Source organism: Acinetobacter sp. 5862, from assembly GCF_024494585.1.
In the GTDB taxonomy this organism is placed as follows: domain Bacteria; phylum Pseudomonadota; class Gammaproteobacteria; order Pseudomonadales; family Moraxellaceae; genus Acinetobacter.
Genome location: NZ_JANHGP010000053.1, coordinates 19,850 through 38,169 on the forward strand (window position 1 = coordinate 19,850; position 18,320 = coordinate 38,169).

The window sequence follows — 18,320 nt, forward strand, 5'->3', positions numbered from 1 at the left end:
CCTCCGAGGAGGCTTTTTATTTTAGATGAAATTAATCACCTGTATAACCTTTAAGTTTTAAACGTGCAGCGTGTAACAATGGCTCTGTATAACCAGAAGGTTGCTCAGCACCTTTGAAGATCAAATCAGCGGCAGCTTGGAATGCAATACCATCAAAATTTGGTGCCATTGGCGTATAAAGCGGATCATTGGCATTTTGCTGATCAACAATCACAGCCATACGTTTAAGCACTTCTTCAACTTGTTCTTTCGTTACGATACCGTGACGCAACCAGTTTGCAACATGCTGAGAAGAAATACGTAAAGTTGCACGGTCTTCCATCAAACCAACGTTGTTGATGTCTGGCACTTTTGAACAACCTACCCCTAGATCAACCCAACGTACAACATAACCCAAGATACCTTGACAGTTATTTTCAAGTTCGTTATTCAACTCTTCAGCACTCCAGTTTGTTTCTGGTGCAAAAGGAGGCGTTAACAAATCATCCAAAGTCAACATGTCTTGAGATGCTAATTCATCTTGACGAGCTTTTACATTGATTTGGTGATAATGCATTGCGTGAAGAACTGCACCTGTTGGTGATGGAACCCATGCACAAGAAGCACCCGCATTTGGATGAGCTGTCTTAGTCGCCAACATATCTTTCATGCTATCTGGTTTTGGCCACATGCCTTTACCAATTTGCGCCTTACCTTGTAGGCCACATGCCAAACCAATCGCAACGTTACGATTTTCGTAAGCAGCAATCCATTTCTGAGCTTTAACAGCTTCTTTACGGACCATTGGCGCTGCTTCCATAGAGGTATGGATTTCATCACCCGTACGATCCATAAAACCAGTGTTAATGAAAATCGTACGGTCTTTTGCAGCAGCAATACAGTTTTTCAAATTAACTGAAGTACGACGTTCTTCATCCATGATACCGATTTTGAGTGTTTTCGCAGGTAAACCAAGTGCTTGTTCTGCACGTTCAAATAATTCAACTGCAAATGCAACTTCTTCTGGACCATGCATTTTTGGTTTAACGATATACATAGAACCTTTACGAGAGTTCTTATTTTCGTTTTCGCCACGAATATCTGAAATGGTAAGTAATGGAGTAACTAACGCATCCATGATACCTTCAAACACTTCTTCACCATCCACAAGGATCGCTGGGTTAGTCATTAAATGACCAACGTTACGAAGAAGCATCAATGAACGGCCATGTAAAGTTGTGGTGCCACCAATTAAGTTTTGAACTGTACGGTCTTTGTTCAAGGCACGGGTAATGGTTTTACCATTTTTCTCGATAGACTCTTGTAAGTCACCTTTCATCAAGCCCAACCAGTTACGGTAGCCTTCAACTTTCTCTTCTGCATCAACAGCTGCAACTGAGTCTTCTAAATCTTGGATCGTTGTAATAGCAGCTTCTAGAGTTAAATCTTTAACGCCAGCCGCATCAGTTTTACCGATTGGGCTGTTTGCATCGATATCAATAATAACGTGCAAGCCATTATTTAATAAAACGATTTCAGTTGGGTTTGCAGCATCCCCATTAAAGCCAACAAATTGAGCTTCATGAGCCAAAGAGGTTGTTGAACCATCTTTTAAAGTTACAACTAAACGATTGTGATCAACTGCATATTTAGTTGCATCGGCATGTGAACCTTGTGCCAACGGGAAAGTCTGGTTTAAGAAATCTTTAGCGAATGCAATAACCTTGTCACCACGGACTGGGTTGTATCCCTTACCTTTCTCTGCACCATTTTCTTCAGAAATTACATCAGTACCGTAAAGTGCATCGTATAATGAACCCCAACGTGCATTCGCAGCATTTAAACAATAGCGTGCGTTACGTACTGGCACAACAAGCTGAGGACCAGCTAATAATGCAATTTCTTCATCTACATTTTCAGTCGTTACTTGGAAATCAGCAACTTCTGGTACTAAGTAACCAATCTCAGTTAAAAATGCTTTATACGCATTTAACTCAAATTCATTATTGCGGTGCCATTCATCAATCTTGGCTTGTAGTTGATCACGCTTAGCCAATAGTGCCTTGTTTTTTGGGCTCAGATCGACAACGACTTGCTCGAAGTTTTTCCAGTAAGTTTCACTATCTAAACCAGATCCTGGTAAAGCTTCATTTTCGATGAAATCGTAAAGTTCTTTAGCAATCGCTAGCTTGCCTTGTTGAATACGTACAGTCATTGTCTTTCCTGATGGTGCTAACTTCTTATAACAAGATTCCTAGTATACCGATTTATACTAGTCTGAATAGTAATATCACATTCCTAAATAGTAAGCATTTTCTCTATAAGATGTATTGACAAGCACAACTTTATCTCTTTATCAAAAAATCAAATTTCTGGGTACTTACAGTTTAGGTCTGCAATGTCCTCACATTTTTAAACGCCTTTATTTATAGCAAAAATCAAACAAGAATAAAGCCTTCTCTATCTAAATTTATAAAAAAAGACATTCCGAAGAATACGTTTGTAAATTTATGAGGTTTTTGCGACCTGTATCTGTCGATGTTCGGAATGCAGATATTCATCCGACTGCATTTCCAGCAAGCGTGAACGTGTCCGCTCAATTTCAAATGCCAGTTTCTGACCATCATACAGTTCAATAATCGAGTCTTCAGAAGTCAGCAACAGTTTGACACCCCGATCATAGAACTCATCAACCAGATAAATAAAGCGCCGTGTCCCTTCTGACAGAAAATCAGTCAGATGTGGAATATTACTGACCAATACGGTATTGTAAATATTGGCAATTTCAATAAAGTCTGCTGGGCTACGTGGCTTGAAGCATAATTCTGAGAATTCACACCACAATACATCTTCTGTATGCCCCAGCGTCTCAACCACACGATTATTAATCATGATGGGTGTATTAGACAGCGTTTGAGTATGTGTAAGCGATTGGAAACGTTCATACATCCATGATTGAGCATCATTACTCAATGGATGTTTGAATAATTGAGCCTGCTTCAAAACTCGTAAACGGTAATCAATGCCTGCATCAACATTTAAAACCACACAGTTTTTCTGTACCAGTGCAATCGTGGGCATAAAACGGTCACGGTGAATCCCGTTTTTATATAAACCCTCTGGCGCAATGTTGGATGTTGCAATCAGGGTAATGCCACGCTCAAACAGCTTCTGGAATAAATCACTAAGAATCATTGCATCTGTCACGTTCGATACAAAAAATTCATCAAAACAAATCACAACTGCATCTTTATAAATTTTATCAGCCACCAAATCCAACGGATTACGCTGGCCTGAAAGCTTGTTTAATTCTTTATGAACGTGTTGCATAAAGTGATGAAAATGCATACGGGTTTTGCGACGGAATGGAACAGCATCATAGAACTGGTCCATTAACCATGTCTTGCCACGTCCTACGCCGCCCCACATATAAACACCTCTCGGATAGGTTTGGCGACGGAAACGTCGAAACGCTTTCTTGGATGCTTTATAACGCGTGAGTAATTCTTTCCATACTCGATCCAACTCTTGCACTGCCTGAGCCTGAGCTTCATCTGGCATGAATTGACCTGATTCGATTGCTTGAGCGTAACGCTCCGCAGGTGAGATCGGCATAAATGAAGTGCTATGTGAGTCTGGTTTAGAATTTAACATAAGGTGTTATTACAATTTTAATTGGTGAAAATTATATCGAACATTAAGTCCAAAGGCATTAGATTTTAGGCTTAATTATCATGGAGTTTAAACATCATAATGTACCATTTTTAATCATTTTAATGATTACGATTATATTGTCTTGGACTTTGACCAAACCATCGTTTAAACGCATGATTAAATGCAGCAGGTTCAGAATAACCTAACATTTCCGCAACTTGCTCAATTGAATACGCACTATTTTCAATAAACTTTAATGCTTTATGCTTAATGAGCCTTTCGCGTATTTCCTTATAACTTGTTTGCATTTGCTGCAATTTATGTCTTAGAGTCCTCTCAGGAATCTTTAATGCACATGCTGTTTCAGACATTGTAGGTATTACACCATTTTGCATTTCAAGATATTCCTCGACATATTCTAAAATGGTCAACTTTGCACGGCTACTTCGTTCTAATTTCTTCAGATCTTGTAGGCATTTTTCTTCATAGACACGGTAAGTAAGAACATCAGCAGATGGTATTTTTATATTTAAAATGTCAGTATTTTCTAGAATAAAAGAGGCATGCTGACATTCAAATTTTACATCCTGACCATAATAGTCTTGATAAGCCACTATTAATTCTAATTCTTTAGGTGCTTTAAAAGGTAATTCAATACGAATATTAGGGATTTCAAGCCCCATCATTTTAAAAATATCTTGTAAGAACTTATAAGTACCTGAGATTTCACATTGAGCACGAAACAATCCTAAATGTGTATTTAAATCAATTGGTTGATAATGAAAATGGATGTGATCTTTTTTAATATTTAGTTGTAATGAACCAAACAGATGTGTCAATTGCTGAAATCGCACACCATTTAACAGAGCTTTATGTAAAGTATCGCTTGTAACAAGCAGCATCAAGAATGGGCCATACCCTGCAAGCGCATAATGTTGACCAATGATTAAGCCTTGTTCAGGAGAAATATCTTGACTAATATACTGTAAAATATCCCATTCAATTTCATCTGGAATAATTGAACTCGGATCTAAAGCTTCGGCTTGTATTCCCATGTCTGCTAAACGAGCATCAACATCAATGCCCACATGACGCATGCCTTGAATTAAATACATCAATCCGAGGATAGATCTCTTCATAATTCCGAATGTAATTCCTAAGACTTTAACGTTGTACTATAAAAATACGAATAAATGAATTGCCGAAATGATCAGGTTTTGCGTCTATACAATCATATTTAATCTCTACAAAACCTTTAAACTTGCATAAAATTTAGATGTGTAGGGCGTGGACTATGCGTGATGTACCCCAAAATGCTATTCAAAAAACTAAAGTTGCAATTATTGGTGCAGGTTTTGGTGGTTTAGCAATGTCTATTCGACTATTACAAAGTCAAATGAATGATTTTGTAATTTTAGAAAAAACCAATGACGTTGGTGGCACATGGCGTGAAAATCAATACCCGGGTGCTGCCTGTGATGTTCAATCACACATGTATTCACTTTCGTTTGCTCCCAAAACAGATTGGTCAAAACGTTACGCTGAAGCTGATGAAATTTTTGAATATATCCAAGATATTACTCAGCAATATAGATTAAAAGATTATTGCAAATTCAATCATGAAGTTACTCATGCTGAGTTTGATGAAAATCGTAATGTTTGGTCATTAGATTTTAAAGATCAACCATCCATTGAAGCTCAATTTGTTATTTTTGCTTCTGGTCCCCTACACGTTCCACAAATTCCTCACTTAAAAGGAATTGAAAAGTTTAAAGGTAAAGTCTTCCATTCTTCACAATGGGATCATCAATACAGCTTAGAAGGTAAATCTGTTGCTTCTATTGGTACTGGTGGTAGTGCAATTCAATATATCCCCGAGATTGCACAAAAAGTGAAACAGCTTTATGTATTCCAACGTACTGCCGCATGGGTCATTCCACGTGATGAACGTAAATATTCACAATTAAGCAAATCTTTATTTAAAGCTTCAAATATTTATCGTCAAATTCATCGTACTCGTTTGTATTGGAGCAACGAATCACGTGTCGTACCTATCGTACAACCACAGATCATGAAATATGGTCAAAAGCTTGCAGAAGCATTTATCCGCTTTCAAGTCAAAGACAAAGAGCTCGCTAAAAAACTTACACCAGACTTCGTGATGGGTTGTAAGCGTATTTTGATTTCAAATAAGTACTTCCCAACGTTCAACCGTAAAAATGTTGAATTAATTACTGATGGCGTTCAGGAAATTACAGCTAACGGCATTATTACCAAAGACGGTAAAGAACGCCAAATTGACTGTTTGATTTATGGTACGGGATTCATTACTGACCCACGTATTTACTTAAAGCATTTCGATTGTGTTGGTCGTAATGGAATCGAACTTAAGCAAGCTTGGAAAGATGGTGCAGAAAGCTACTATGGTGTTAGTACGAAAAACTTCCCTAACCTATTCCAACTCTTAGGTCCAAATACGATTTTAGGTCATAACTCTATTATTTTTATGATTGAATCTCAAGTGAATTATATTTTGCAATTGATTCAAACCGTAGATAAAACAGGTTCTCAAGCTGTTGAGATTAAACAACAGGTACAAGATCAATTTAATGAGCGTGTGCAGGAACAACTCAAAGGAACAGTTTGGCAAGCAGGTGGATGCAGTAGTTGGTATCAAGCAGCCGATGGTAAAAACTTCTCATTATGGCCAACATATACTTGGAAATATTGGTTAGAAACACGTAAAGTAAATGTCGCTGACTATAATTTTATTCATACAGCAACAAATGCAAAAAACAATGCAGCCTAACCAATAATTCTTCATAATAAGCAGGTTATTCGTAACCTGCTTTTTTTATGCAATCTTTTGTTCTTATCTTCCAAATTTTTATCGCAATAAGCTTAGGCTATTTTCTCGCCCCAAAACTATCACAGCGAATTAAACAATTTGTATTTAAAATTTTACCCTATTTTTCTTATTTATTATTAATGAGTGTTGCCTTTGAACTGACTCAAGCTTTGAATCATATCTCAGATCCAGCAGCAATATTACCACCTGCATTATTAATTGCATTTACTACATCAGTTGGTTCTTTCTTTATCTGTCTGATTACTTACAAACTGATTGATCGTCAAAGCATACAAGGAAAAATTTCATTACACCTCTTTATCAATGCACTCAAAAATATCGCTAAAGCATTTCTAGCATTAGGTTTAGGGATTTTACTTGGAATACTAGTCACTCAATCTAATCTACAAATTGCATTTAATAGTTGGTATTTATTACTCATATTTATCTTTTTGATTGGCATTGAGCTTGCTTTTACGCAATTTGATCGTAGTTGGTTAAGTTGGAAAGTACTATTGGTTCCCGCTGCAGCCTTTGTTGGTTCATGCTTAGCAGCAATCGTGAATTATTTAATTTTATCTAATCACTTTAACTTAAATGAAATAATGGCTTTAGCTCAGGGATATGGATGGTACTCAATGTCTGGCATTCTATTCACTGAATTACATTCAGCACGACTTGGTGGCATTGCCTTATTAACCGACCTCTTCAGAGAAATTTTCGCCATTCTTCTTATGTATTGTCTAGGCTGGCGTTTTCCACGTTCAGCGATTTCGAGTGCTGGAGCAACCTCAATGGATGTCACCCTTGCAATGGTTAAACAGTCATGTGGCACGCATTACGTACCACATGCAATGATGAGCGGATTAATTTTATCGCTTCTTGCGCCTTTATTAATCAGCCTATTCTTAAATCTCAAGTTCTAAGGTATTTATACACTAAATAAACTTAGATAGACGCCAAAATTGACTTCAACATTTCTGTTGGACGTTCAGCCTTTGTAATCGGCCGACCAATCACTAAATGCGTCGAACCATCAAGCATAGCTTGTTTAGGTGTAACGATACGTTTTTGGTCATCTGCATTTGACCCTTCTGGACGAATGCCTGGGGTAACTAATGCAAAATCAGCATTCAACATTTCACGAAGAATCTTAGCTTCTTGTGCTGAGCAAACTACGCCATCCAAACCACTTTCTTGAGTCAATTTAGCTAAACGTTTGACATGCTCTACTGGCTCGATGTCTAAACCAATATCACGTAGATCTTCACGCCCCATAGAAGTTAACACAGTAACTGCAATTAGTTGTGTTTGATAATTGCCTGCTTTGAGTCTTTCAACACAAGTTTCCATCATTTTTCGACCGCCAGACGCATGAACATTGACCATCCACACACCTAGATCTGCCGCAGCACAAACAGCTTGAGCAGTTGTATTCGGAATATCATGAAATTTTAAATCAAGGAAAACTTCAAAGCCTTTATCTTGTAAAGTTTTAACAACACTTGGACCTTCATGAGTAAAAAGTTCCTTGCCCACTTTGACACGACATAAAGCAGGATCAAGCTGATCCACAATCGTTAAAGCGTCATATTCGCTTTTTGCATCTAGTGCAACAATGATACTCAAGAGCGTTTCTTCCCAGTTGATTCAAAGTCGCTATTATAAATAGGTTTTAATTTAAGTGTAAAATTTCATTCAACACATTTTTACTTCTTACATTTAAGTTGCAACAACAGAACTAAAACATACCAAATAGTAAAATTTTATTAAATTTTAATCTTAAAATAAATTAAAAACGATTAAAACTGCAATAGGCATAAAAAGGCATCAATTTAGTCACCATCATTTTTTAAGATTTTGAAAAATCAAGAAATACCCATACAACAACGCTTAAAACTCTTGCCCAATCTTACTCACTTTATAATGAGCTTTGCGGATTTAAATAAATATGTACAGCCCTTTAATTTTCCACAGAATGAATATGAAGAAGCAATCAATGTTCACTGTAAAGAGGATGCTAATCATTGGCCTTGGTATTTGCATGACCTAAAAACACTCGAGCTCAACAATAAAGAAGAACTTACCAACACCCTTAGATTTATTTGGTGTGATGACATGTCACCTAGCCGTAAACTATCTTACGAATTAATAGACTTGGTCTCGAATCAAACGTTTTTGAAAACATGCCTATAACGCGAGAAATGAATGAAACTGCATTAATCGTAGTAGAAAAAAGTTTTAATGCTTTTAATCAATTTATGGATCAGCTTGAATTGAACTTGAAAAATGAAATTAAAATTAATTAAGTGTTTTTTAATCAAAAACTAAAAGGGCTACTTCAATTGTGAAATAGCCATTTTCAATACTAAATAGCAATTCAACTATTAAATCTTATCATTCGGATAAACATCTAAAACAGTTTTTTCATGTCTTACGCTTGCAGCAGCTTCTGCGGCTGCTTGCTGAGCAAGTTGGATCTGCTCTTTTCTGAGGTGGTCAATATCTTTACGTAATCGTTTAATTTCCCAATTCGTTTGGAAAACACGAAATACTTGAACACCTAGAAGCAAACCGACCACGACACCTAATGCCAAAGTCAATAAAAGCAATAAACCTAAACGCATTGCAGGAACTTGAGTAAACAATAGGTTTACTTCTAATTCTGCTGGATTTTGTAAAACTAGAGCAAGTGAATAACCAAAAATGGCGATGAGTAATGCTATAAGAATATAACGCATGAACACCTCAATTTTTTATTAATCAAAAGTCTCGTTTACTGCATCACGAAGTGCTTTACCTGGTTTGAAATGCGGTACAGCTTTTGCTGCAACATCAACTGATTTACCAGTTTTAGGATTACGCCCTAAACGTGGCTCACGATGATGTAATGCAAAACTGCCAAAACCACGAATCTCAATACGATCGCCACTCGAAAGTGCTTCAATCATTTGATCAATCATAATTTTAACTGCATCTTCGACCAACGGTTCTGCCAAATGAGGGTTTTTAAGGGCAATCCGTTCAATCAAATCAGATTTGTTAAGTGCGTCAGTAGTCATCGTTGACCTCTTTAATTATTGCTACTTTTCAATATTTTAATAATAACCTGTTTAAATACAAAACGGTAGCGCAGTACATCGATACTACGCTACCGTTTGCAGTATTTTTGTATAAAAAGGTACATCTCTGTTACAAGAAATGTACCTTTTAACAAATTACTTCATTTGAGCTTTAATCAAATCACCAATAGTCTTAGGACCATTAGCTTCTGAAACTTGAGCTGCTGCTGCTTGACGAGCATTGTTCACAGCTTCTTTCTCTTCAGCTTCGTCTTTCGCTTTGATAGACAAGTTGATAGAGCGAGATTTACGATCAACGTTGATGATCTTCGCTTCAACTTCTTGGCCAACTTCTAAGAATTTAGTTGCATCTTCAACGCGGTCACGGTTGATTTCAGAAGCTTTAAGCGTTGCTTCGATGTCATCAGCTAATTTAACTGTAGCACCTTTAGCATCAACAGCAGTTACAGTACCTTTAACTAAAGCACCGCGCTCGTTCGCAGCTAGGAAATCATTGAATGGATCGCTGTTTAATTGCTTGATACCAAGGCTGATACGGTTACCTTCAGCGTCTACAGATAAGATAACTGCTTCAACTGTGTCACCTTTCTTGTAACGACGGATAGCTTCTTCGCCTTGTTCGTTCCAAGAAATGTCAGATAAATGTACTAAACCGTCGATACCACCAGATAAGCCGATGAAGATACCGAAATCAGTGATTGACTTGATCGTACCAGAAACTTTTTCGCCTTTTTCATTTGCTTTAGCAAACTCTTCCCATGGGTTAGCACGAGTTTGTTTGATACCCAATGAAATACGACGACGTTCTTCATCAACTTCAAGAACCATAACATCAACTTCGTCACCGATCTGAACAACTTTAGATGGGTGGATGTTTTTGTTTGTGTGGTCCATTTCTGAAACGTGTACTAAGCCTTCAACACCTTCAGCGATTTCTGCAAAGCAACCGTAGTCAGTTAAGTTAGTTACACGTGCTTTAACGATAGAACCTTTAGGGTAACGGCTCATGATCGCTAACCATGGATCTTCGCCTAATTGCTTAAGACCTAAAGATACGCGGTTACGCTCGCGGTCAAATTTAAGTACTTTAACAGTAACTTCTTGACCAACTTCAACAACTTCTGAAGGGTGCTTGATACGCTTCCAAGCCATATCTGTGATATGTAGAAGACCATCGATACCGCCAAGGTCAACGAACGCGCCGTAATCAGTAAGATTCTTGATAGTACCTGTAACTGTTTGACCTTCTTCAAGTTGAGCAAGTAATGCTTCACGGTCAGCTGAAGATTCAGCTTCCATAACTGCACGACGAGAAACTACAACGTTGTTACGCTTAGCATCAAGTTTGATTACTTTGAACTCTAACTCTTTACCTTCAAGGTGAGTTGTGTCACGGATAGGGCGAGTGTCAACTAAAGAACCTGGTAAGAATGCACGTACAGGACCGATGTCAACAGTGAAACCACCTTTAACCTTACCAGAGATAACACCAGTAACGATTTCGCCGTCTTCAAAGATTTTCTCAAGTTTAGTCCAAGTTTCAGCACGTTTCGCTTTTTCACGTGATAAAACTGTTTGACCCATACCGTTGTCAAGCGCTTCAACAACTACGTCAACAGTATCGCCAACTTGAACTTCAAGTTCACGTTGTTCATTTAAAAATTCAGCACGGTCAACTACGCCTTCAGATTTAAGGCCAGTGTCAACAGTAACCCAGTCAGAATCGATACTAACAACAGTACCTTGGATGACTGCACCCTTTTCAACGTTGAGGTTTAATTCACTTTCTTCAAAGAGGGCTGCAAAAGATTCGGTCATGATATACCTGATAAAGTCCGCGGTCTTGGATCAGACAAGGCCGGTTTAGTTAAGTTGTTACATTGTCCAAAAAATCTGATCAAGCAATGCTTCAACTGAAAATAAAATGGTCTATCTATTGAATACGGCTATCGATATAGTTCACCATTAACTGAAATACTTCATTGATGCCTATTGTAGAACTATCAATGATATACGCGTCTTCAGCTGGCTTGAGCGGAGCAACAGCTCGCTCCATATCTCTCTTATCTCTAGCCTGTATGTTAGATAAAATGTCGCTTATTTTAGCATCAAGACCCATACCCTGCAACTGTTTTACTCTACGCTCTGCTCGAGATTCAGCCGATGCTGTTAAGTATATTTTAGCTTGAGCCTCTGGAAAAATTGATGTCGCCATATCTCGTCCATCAGCTACCAAACCAGGGGCTTGAATAAATGCACGTTGGCGCGCAAATAATGCTTTTCTTAATTCAGGAACAGTTGCAACTTTAGAGGCATATTCTCCGACCTGTTCAGTACGAATGGTATTTGTGACATCTACACCTTCTAGTAAAACAAGGGTCGCAGCCTCAGTCGTTTTAAATTCAATATCTAAATTCGTTGCGTATTCAACGCATTGACCTAAATTAGAGTCGATTTGATCAAGTAAGCCACGTTGAAATAATGACAGCCCGAGTAAACGATATAAAGCACCAGAGTCTAATAGATTAAAACCATAATAAGCAGCTATTTTGGCTGCCAAGGTCCCTTTACCAGAACCACTAGGACCATCAATCGTAATAATATGAACTGTCATTCCCGTCTCTTATGAAGCAACTGACTTCGCTAATTTTGAAAAACCTAGTGTAATCGCTGCTTTGAGTTGTGCAAGAACTAATTTACTTACAAAAGGCGCTTTTGCTGTAAATTCAATCTTGTAAGTCACTAAAGTAATAAACGGTGTGATTTCTTTAAAATCAATTTGCCCGAGATGGTGTTTAACCAAAGGATTATTAATCAATTTATATTCAATACGCTTATTCTCTTCTAGTAATGTGATTTCTTCTTGAAGAGGCTTGATTGGTCCAAAGCCCATACGGCGAATTGAACCGATTCCATCTGGACGCTGAGGATCAGCAGAATCTTTTACACGTACAACTTGTAAAGGAGCAAATGCTTTACTATAAGTTGCGTGCTTTGACAATAAGTCAAAAACTTCAGAAATTGGTGCGTTGAATTCTTTTTGTATGGTGATTGCGTTACGCATAACTTTGCCTTTTTGATTTAGCTAAAATCTTCGGAGGCATAGTTTGCCACAACTAATGAGACATTTTTAATCATTTAAGGACGTTTTTAATAGCCGAGTTTTCTTTTTTTCTTCTCGTCTTTGTTTAAAAAATTCACTTAATTGCAATGAACATTCAGCTTGCATACAACCTTGTTCAAATACGAATTTATGATTGTAATAGCCATTTTCTAATAATTGTCGAGCACTGACCAACGAACCAGCCTTAGGCTCTGTCGTAGCAAACACTACTTTTTTGACACGAGCATGAATGAGTGCACCAACACACATCGTACAAGGTTCAAGCGTCACATATAATATGGCATCATCTGGTAAACGATAGTTATTCAATGATTGACAGGCTGCACGTAAAGCTTGAATTTCAGCATGAGCGGTAGGATCAGATTGTTTAATTGGTGCATTATAACCAGCACCAATAACTTTCTCTTGACTCACTATCACCGCTCCAACAGGAATTTCACCCTGCGAAGCAGCTAGTGCAGCTTGCTCATAAGCAAACTGCATCCAATATTCATCATTAAAGTTTTCTGAAATTGTGACGTCTATACTCATCGATTTTAAGCAATAACACCATATTGTCTTAATAAAGCATTCCAACTATCAATTGTAGTTACTGGAGCACAATCAGATAAAATATCTTTCAATGTAATCTTTTCCGCTGCTTTCCATTCTGGTGATAAGTCTTTATCAACTAAACGTGCACGGACACCCTCAACAAAATCTGGATGGCGGATTTTCCAATCAGAGATTTGTGATTCTAGTGCAAAAACTTCATCCCAAGCATGTCCTTGCTTACCCCATTGCCATAGCAACCATGTAATCGCAGCAGTACTTGGAGAACCTTTTTGCAGATTCTCACTTGCCTGACGTAACCAATCACTACTTGCATCACTCAAACCAATAATCGCTTGATAGTCATACTCAAAACTTTGACCACGACATACGCTATGAATCACATCGATTGAATTTTGTAACGGACCTGATGATACAGGGCGATGTAGACTATTTAAAGTATCATCGATTGCACGGAAAGCACCCGCAGGATAATGATTCCAATCCACATTCAAAACTTTTTGAAGAACATTATCTCGCTGTGCTTCACAAATATGAGTTGCCCAACCAATGCTAAAAGCACCAGCTGAAGTCATGATTGAACCCGTTAAACCTGTAAACAGCCCAATTTGACCACGATCTGCAAGGAAACGACTCCCCCCTACATCAGGATAGAGACCAATATTGATTTCAGGCATTGCAAGACGTGAGTAAGGTGTGACCAGACGAAATGGCGCAGCCATGAATAAGCCTAAACCACCACCCATAACATAACCTTCACCCCAAACCACGATTGGCTTAGCATAGTTATGAAGCAATAAATCAAGCGCATATTCTTGTTCAAAGAACTTGTTTGCCGTATCTACTTCATTATTAATGACAAGTTGACGGAGTTTACGAACATCACCACCTGCGCAAAATGCTTTCGGTGTGGTTGAATCAAACCAAATTGCTTTAACACTGTCATCTTCATGAAAATATTCAAATACTTTCAATAAAGCGCTCACAATTGACTCATCAAGTGCATGTAAAGATTTTGGTCGATTTAAACGAACAATACGCCAACCATTTTTAGCGTTTTCGATGATTAAATCTGGGTGATAACTATTTAAATCGGGAGAAGTCATTATGCGTCCAGTTGCCAGTCTATTGGCTCAATGCCATGTTGTTTCAAATAATGATTTGTTTTAGAAAATACTTTACAGCCAAAAAAACCACCTCGGTTTGCAGCAAGCGGTGATGGATGAGCTGCTGTTAACACTAGATGTTTATTTCGATCAATGCGCTGTCCTTTACGTTGTGCATAAGTACCCCATAAGATAAACACAACATGCTCACGCTGTTCATTTAACACATCAATTACAGCATCAGTAAATTCTTCCCAGCCTTGTTTTTGATGAGAAGTTGGCTGTCCTGCTTCAACAGTGAGTACACTGTTTAATAGCAATACCCCTTGAGCAGCCCATTTACTTAAATCCCCATGACGTGAAATCGGCACTGTGAGATCAGTATGTAATTCATGAAAAATATTACGCAAAGATGGTGGTAATGCAACCCCTCTTTGTACAGAAAAGCTTAGACCATTGGCTTGATTAGGGCCATGATATGGATCTTGACCCAATATCACGACTTTTACATCCTGTAACGGGGTTGTATTCAATGCATTGAAAATTTGCTTGCTAGGTGGATAAATCGTTTTCTGAGCAAGGATTTGTTGCTGTAGAAACTCTCTTAAATGATCCATTTTCTGACTGAGTAGAAATTCTGACAAAGAGATTTTCCATGACTCGTCCAACTGAACTTTATTAAGTTTTTCCTGCTGCTGTTCAGTAAATTGCATCAACATTCCTTGAAATAACGACTCCAACATTTAAATCTTGCTGACCTAAATGTTAACTTGTAACTCTACATTTGGATTTTGGAATTTAATTCCATTTTTCAGATTTTCATACATTTGAGGATCGCTCCACTCGACTTGTACTTGCTCTGAAAAAATAATTTGGTCTAGGTTAAGCAAACCCATTTGCTCATTTTCAATATCTTCTAAGAAACTTTGTGCGTAACCTGTATCAGTTTCATGCACGATCACTGAATAGACCTCAACATCACCCTCACCATTCTGTGTTGTGGTTGAAGCGAGCACCTGTTGCGCTAGATAAAAGAAAATCCTTGAAAACTGTTCAGCTGATGGTGAAACTGGCAAGGCAACCCAACGTGCACTAAAAGTTTTACACGCTTGAATATATTCAGGATCATCTTTTTGCCAATAACAAATTGCGTGGTCAAAACTGTCAAAAAGCTCTTTAATAACACCTTTTAATAAACCAAAATCATAGACCATTTGGCCATGATCTAATCTTGAGGCTTTTAACAGTAATTCAACTTTATAACTATGCCCGTGAATCGAACGCTTACAGCGATCTGATGTACAATTACGTACAATATGAGCATTTTCAAACTTAAATAATTTACGAATTAACATGCACCAAGCTGATCTATATCTGCAAACAAATTTTATTATAAAGCAAAAAAATCATCGGTGGGATTGATTTTAAGCCTTGTGACTATTCAATAATCCAATCTATACAAAGACTAGAATGGTGCAAGACTTCTTGAATACACAATCACTTGTTTATCTTTTCTCATCATTAAGCTCGTAAATTGGCGCTTACGCTCACTTAGAACCACTTCAATTTGAGCCGTAAAATAATTTGACTTACTATCTAATAAAGATGCAGCGTCGGTTTTACTCTGCTCATCAATCCCAGAAAAAGCACTTAATTTCCATAAATCACCTACATTATTAAAATGTGCTAACTCAGTTTCCTTGACTTTTAATTGTTGTTCGATAGCTTTGACATCTACTTTAGGATCAATACTGGCTAATAGTAATGCAGGTGCTGTATTCATATTCAGCTTAGTCTGTTCAGGTAATGCCGTGACATAAGGTTTGATCAAATCGTAGTTTTTGCCTTCAAAACCTCGTACAAGTTTTAATTCTTCTATACTATGAAACTTGGTATTCGGCGTTAAATATGCAGGATCCAGTCCTTGATAATAGCTACTCTCCGCACCCATTGCGCCAGTCACTTCATCATTTGTGTCTTGCCAATCGATCACAGCTTGACTGAGTTCAGCAGGCAGACCTACGCGTTGCAATAACTTTTCAAACCAACGTCGAGCAGAATCATCAACTTGATTGCCATCAGCCTTAACCAAATTATTCAGATTAAACTTCCCTGACTCATCTTGTAGTTTTCCTGAGACTGATCCATCTTCTACAGGAAATGGTGGCATCGGTTTTGCCCAGTTTTCCTGTAAATGGTCAATGCTGCTACCATTATCGCTATCTTGAATGAGTAACTCTGAAAAAAAAGCTTCTGCACTTTTTGCGTACAATAACGATTGATCCTGACGCATCAAATAGCCCGTATTTTCAGCGGTATTGGTTTGTCGTTTTGCAATTGTTGCAGCCAAAATCGTTGCTAAAGCAACCATGACTAAAATCGTTAATAAAGCTACGCCACGCTGAGATGAATAGTTTTTCATGGTGGTGAGTTATTTCCCAACAATTGATTTGCATTCAGTAGACTATAAATCCACTCGTAATCCGTACCTGCAACACTAAGCTGTATTTTTATGCCTAATGGTAATCTTTTTAACTCATTAATATTATTAGGATCACCAATATTTTCAGGCCATTGTGTCAGTTCCTGTGGATTCATCACGACCACTTTAAATTGATCTACATTTTCTAATAAGGTACTTGAGATGGGTTGTACCCGATTTGGAATATTTAGATTTGAATATTTGAGTCGATAAACTTTTTTCTGTGTTGAATCGTAGCGATATTCTATACGTTCATAAGGTGACAAACCTTGTTTCAACGGATCGGACACTCCTGCTTTACTAAACATAAAACCACGATCATTTAGCACCAAAGCGGCTTGTAATTGTCGACCATCATTTGCCGTTAATGGAATAATTTGCAGACTATCTCTTAGAATCTGCTGATAGGCATCTTGTAACGCAAATAAATGTGTTTCATGCTCTGCATTACGATCTTTGACTTTTAATAGATAATCAAAAACTTTCCAACCAAGCATTGAAAGTACGGCAAAAATAGCAATTGCAACCAGCAATTCAACAAGGGTAAAACCCTTTTTAATTTTCATCATGTTTTAGCTTTTGCTGGATAATTAAAAAACACCATATTGGTGATGCCCGCTTCAACTTTACCTTGCTCAGTATTAAATAAACTTACTTGTAATTCGATACGTTGTATTTTGGGACTAATTGTAGCCTGTGCTTTTTTATCAATCTGCCAAGTCTCACCTTGAGAAGTCACCTGTTTCGATTGCGTTCCATCTAACCACTCTTGATTCATTTCCATCATTGCAACCTCATTCATTGCAACGAACTGTGCTTTTGTTCGCAAAATCGCACTCGATGTAGATTGTGTATATTGCATGGCAATTTTTGTTAATGCAATTGCAGCGACAGCAAATATCGCTAAAGCAACCATTACTTCCAACAGGGTAAATGCTTTAATCTTCTTCATTTATTTTACCCAAATGATCTATTTCAAACTCATGTCCAATTGGCTGTTGCTCATAATAAAATTGAATACGGACAGGCTTAACTTCACCATTGCCAAACCATATGAGTTGCGGTGCTTTACCACCTAACAAGTCCTCATTTCTCGCTTTTCGATATTCTTCAGCATTTAAAGTTTGAATACTAAAAGATACGCTAGTCGGTAGCTCTCGAAGTTTAAACTCTTTATACGGCTGCCAAGTCCGATCAGCTTGCTGAATTTGCTCATGGCTCTGATCATGATATTCAAACAAATTATAGCGAAATGGTGCAACGTCAGTCGCATTTTGAGTATTTAAGGCAAAAACTTTAGCTTGATCCGTTGATTCTTTATTAATCTTTTTTAAATCAAGTATAAACATTTCTCTGGCTTGCATCGCTCGACGTTGATCTACACCACCAATATTCAGAACAACCAAAGATGTCATAATCGTCATGATTACAATCACCACCATGATCTCAATGAGGGTAAAACCTTGTTGTAATCTATGTGGTGATTTCATTT

At 37.7% G+C, this 18,320-nt stretch carries 19 protein-coding genes; 2 read left to right on the forward strand and 17 right to left on the reverse strand.

The genetic code is table 11. The features are described from left to right. Positions 1–31: 31 nt before the first annotated feature. The 3 genes from NO346_RS09630 to NO346_RS09640 form a co-directional block, all read right to left on the reverse strand. Positions 32–2,194 carry a malate synthase G gene (locus NO346_RS09630; RefSeq protein WP_256415039.1) on the reverse strand — a complete coding sequence of 721 codons (2,163 nt, stop codon included), beginning with the start codon at positions 2,192–2,194 and terminating at the stop codon, positions 32–34. A 293-nt stretch (positions 2,195–2,487) separates the two neighbouring features. Then, a complete protein-coding gene (gene zapE, locus NO346_RS09635; RefSeq protein WP_256415040.1) occupies positions 2,488–3,633 on the reverse strand; it encodes a cell division protein ZapE in 1,146 nt (381 codons plus the stop codon). 119 nt (positions 3,634–3,752) lie between these two features. Further along, positions 3,753–4,772, reverse strand: a complete 1,020-nt coding sequence (locus tag NO346_RS09640) for an AraC family transcriptional regulator (protein ID WP_256415041.1) — start codon at positions 4,770–4,772, stop codon at positions 3,753–3,755. Positions 4,773–4,927: 155 nt separating this feature from the next. Between NO346_RS09640 and NO346_RS09645 the strand changes: the two genes are divergently transcribed. Next, complete coding sequence (locus NO346_RS09645) at positions 4,928–6,442, forward strand: NAD(P)/FAD-dependent oxidoreductase (RefSeq protein ID WP_256415042.1); 1,515 nt, start codon at positions 4,928–4,930, stop codon at positions 6,440–6,442. 47 nt (positions 6,443–6,489) lie between these two features. Continuing rightward, positions 6,490–7,407 carry a lysine exporter LysO family protein gene (locus tag NO346_RS09650; protein ID WP_256415043.1) on the forward strand — a complete coding sequence of 306 codons (918 nt, stop codon included), beginning with the start codon at positions 6,490–6,492 and terminating at the stop codon, positions 7,405–7,407. 22 nt (positions 7,408–7,429) lie between these two features. Here NO346_RS09650 and pyrF read toward each other — a convergent pair whose 3' ends face one another. The 14 genes from pyrF to NO346_RS09720 all read right to left on the reverse strand — a co-directional run bounded on the left by pyrF (position 7,430) and on the right by NO346_RS09720 (position 18,318). Continuing rightward, positions 7,430–8,110, reverse strand: a complete 681-nt coding sequence (gene pyrF, locus NO346_RS09655) for an orotidine-5'-phosphate decarboxylase (protein ID WP_005159948.1) — start codon at positions 8,108–8,110, stop codon at positions 7,430–7,432. A gap of 758 nt (positions 8,111–8,868) precedes the next feature. Continuing rightward, entirely contained in the window at positions 8,869–9,222 is a 354-nt protein-coding gene (locus tag NO346_RS09660) for a lipopolysaccharide assembly protein LapA domain-containing protein (RefSeq protein ID WP_005159942.1), read from the reverse strand. 18 nt (positions 9,223–9,240) lie between these two features. Continuing rightward, positions 9,241–9,543, reverse strand: a complete 303-nt coding sequence (locus NO346_RS09665) for an integration host factor subunit beta (RefSeq protein ID WP_005159938.1) — start codon at positions 9,541–9,543, stop codon at positions 9,241–9,243. A gap of 156 nt (positions 9,544–9,699) precedes the next feature. Next, positions 9,700–11,382: a 30S ribosomal protein S1 gene (rpsA, locus tag NO346_RS09670; RefSeq protein WP_005159935.1), complete on the reverse strand. Its 1,683-nt coding sequence runs from the start codon at positions 11,380–11,382 to the stop codon at positions 9,700–9,702. Positions 11,383–11,497: 115 nt separating this feature from the next. Then, complete coding sequence (gene cmk / locus NO346_RS09675) at positions 11,498–12,178, reverse strand: (d)CMP kinase (RefSeq protein ID WP_005159932.1); 681 nt, start codon at positions 12,176–12,178, stop codon at positions 11,498–11,500. A gap of 9 nt (positions 12,179–12,187) precedes the next feature. Then, positions 12,188–12,628, reverse strand: coding sequence for an SRPBCC family protein (locus NO346_RS09680; protein WP_005159930.1), 441 nt, complete (start codon positions 12,626–12,628; stop codon positions 12,188–12,190). Positions 12,629–12,694: 66 nt separating this feature from the next. Further along, positions 12,695–13,219, reverse strand: coding sequence for a tRNA adenosine(34) deaminase TadA (gene tadA / locus NO346_RS09685; RefSeq protein WP_256415044.1), 525 nt, complete (start codon positions 13,217–13,219; stop codon positions 12,695–12,697). Positions 13,220–13,224: 5 nt separating this feature from the next. Beyond that, positions 13,225–14,349, reverse strand: coding sequence for an enoyl-CoA hydratase/isomerase family protein (locus NO346_RS09690; protein ID WP_171295091.1), 1,125 nt, complete (start codon positions 14,347–14,349; stop codon positions 13,225–13,227). After that, entirely contained in the window at positions 14,346–15,059 is a 714-nt protein-coding gene (gene ung / locus NO346_RS09695) for a uracil-DNA glycosylase (RefSeq protein WP_249571225.1), read from the reverse strand. Before ung ends, NO346_RS09690 begins: the two co-directional genes overlap by 4 nt. Positions 15,060–15,104: 45 nt before the next feature. Next, positions 15,105–15,701 carry a 6-carboxytetrahydropterin synthase gene (locus tag NO346_RS09700; RefSeq protein WP_005216460.1) on the reverse strand — a complete coding sequence of 199 codons (597 nt, stop codon included), beginning with the start codon at positions 15,699–15,701 and terminating at the stop codon, positions 15,105–15,107. Between the two features lie 110 nt (positions 15,702–15,811). Continuing rightward, positions 15,812–16,768 (reverse strand): type II secretion system minor pseudopilin GspK, encoded by a 957-nt coding sequence (gene gspK, locus NO346_RS09705; RefSeq protein ID WP_256415045.1) that lies wholly within the window; start codon positions 16,766–16,768, stop codon positions 15,812–15,814. Next, positions 16,765–17,394: a type II secretion system minor pseudopilin GspJ gene (gene gspJ, locus NO346_RS09710; protein ID WP_256415124.1), complete on the reverse strand. Its 630-nt coding sequence runs from the start codon at positions 17,392–17,394 to the stop codon at positions 16,765–16,767. The genes gspK and gspJ overlap by 4 nt, the downstream gene beginning before the upstream one ends. Next, positions 17,394–17,780, reverse strand: coding sequence for a type II secretion system minor pseudopilin GspI (gene gspI / locus NO346_RS09715; RefSeq protein ID WP_004662377.1), 387 nt, complete (start codon positions 17,778–17,780; stop codon positions 17,394–17,396). Before gspI ends, gspJ begins: the two co-directional genes overlap by 1 nt. Continuing rightward, the gene (locus tag NO346_RS09720; RefSeq protein ID WP_005159908.1) at positions 17,767–18,318 is read right to left on the reverse strand and encodes a prepilin-type N-terminal cleavage/methylation domain-containing protein; all 552 of its coding nucleotides are present in this window, start codon (positions 18,316–18,318) and stop codon (positions 17,767–17,769) included. The genes gspI and NO346_RS09720 overlap by 14 nt, the downstream gene beginning before the upstream one ends. Positions 18,319–18,320: the final 2 nt, after the last annotated feature.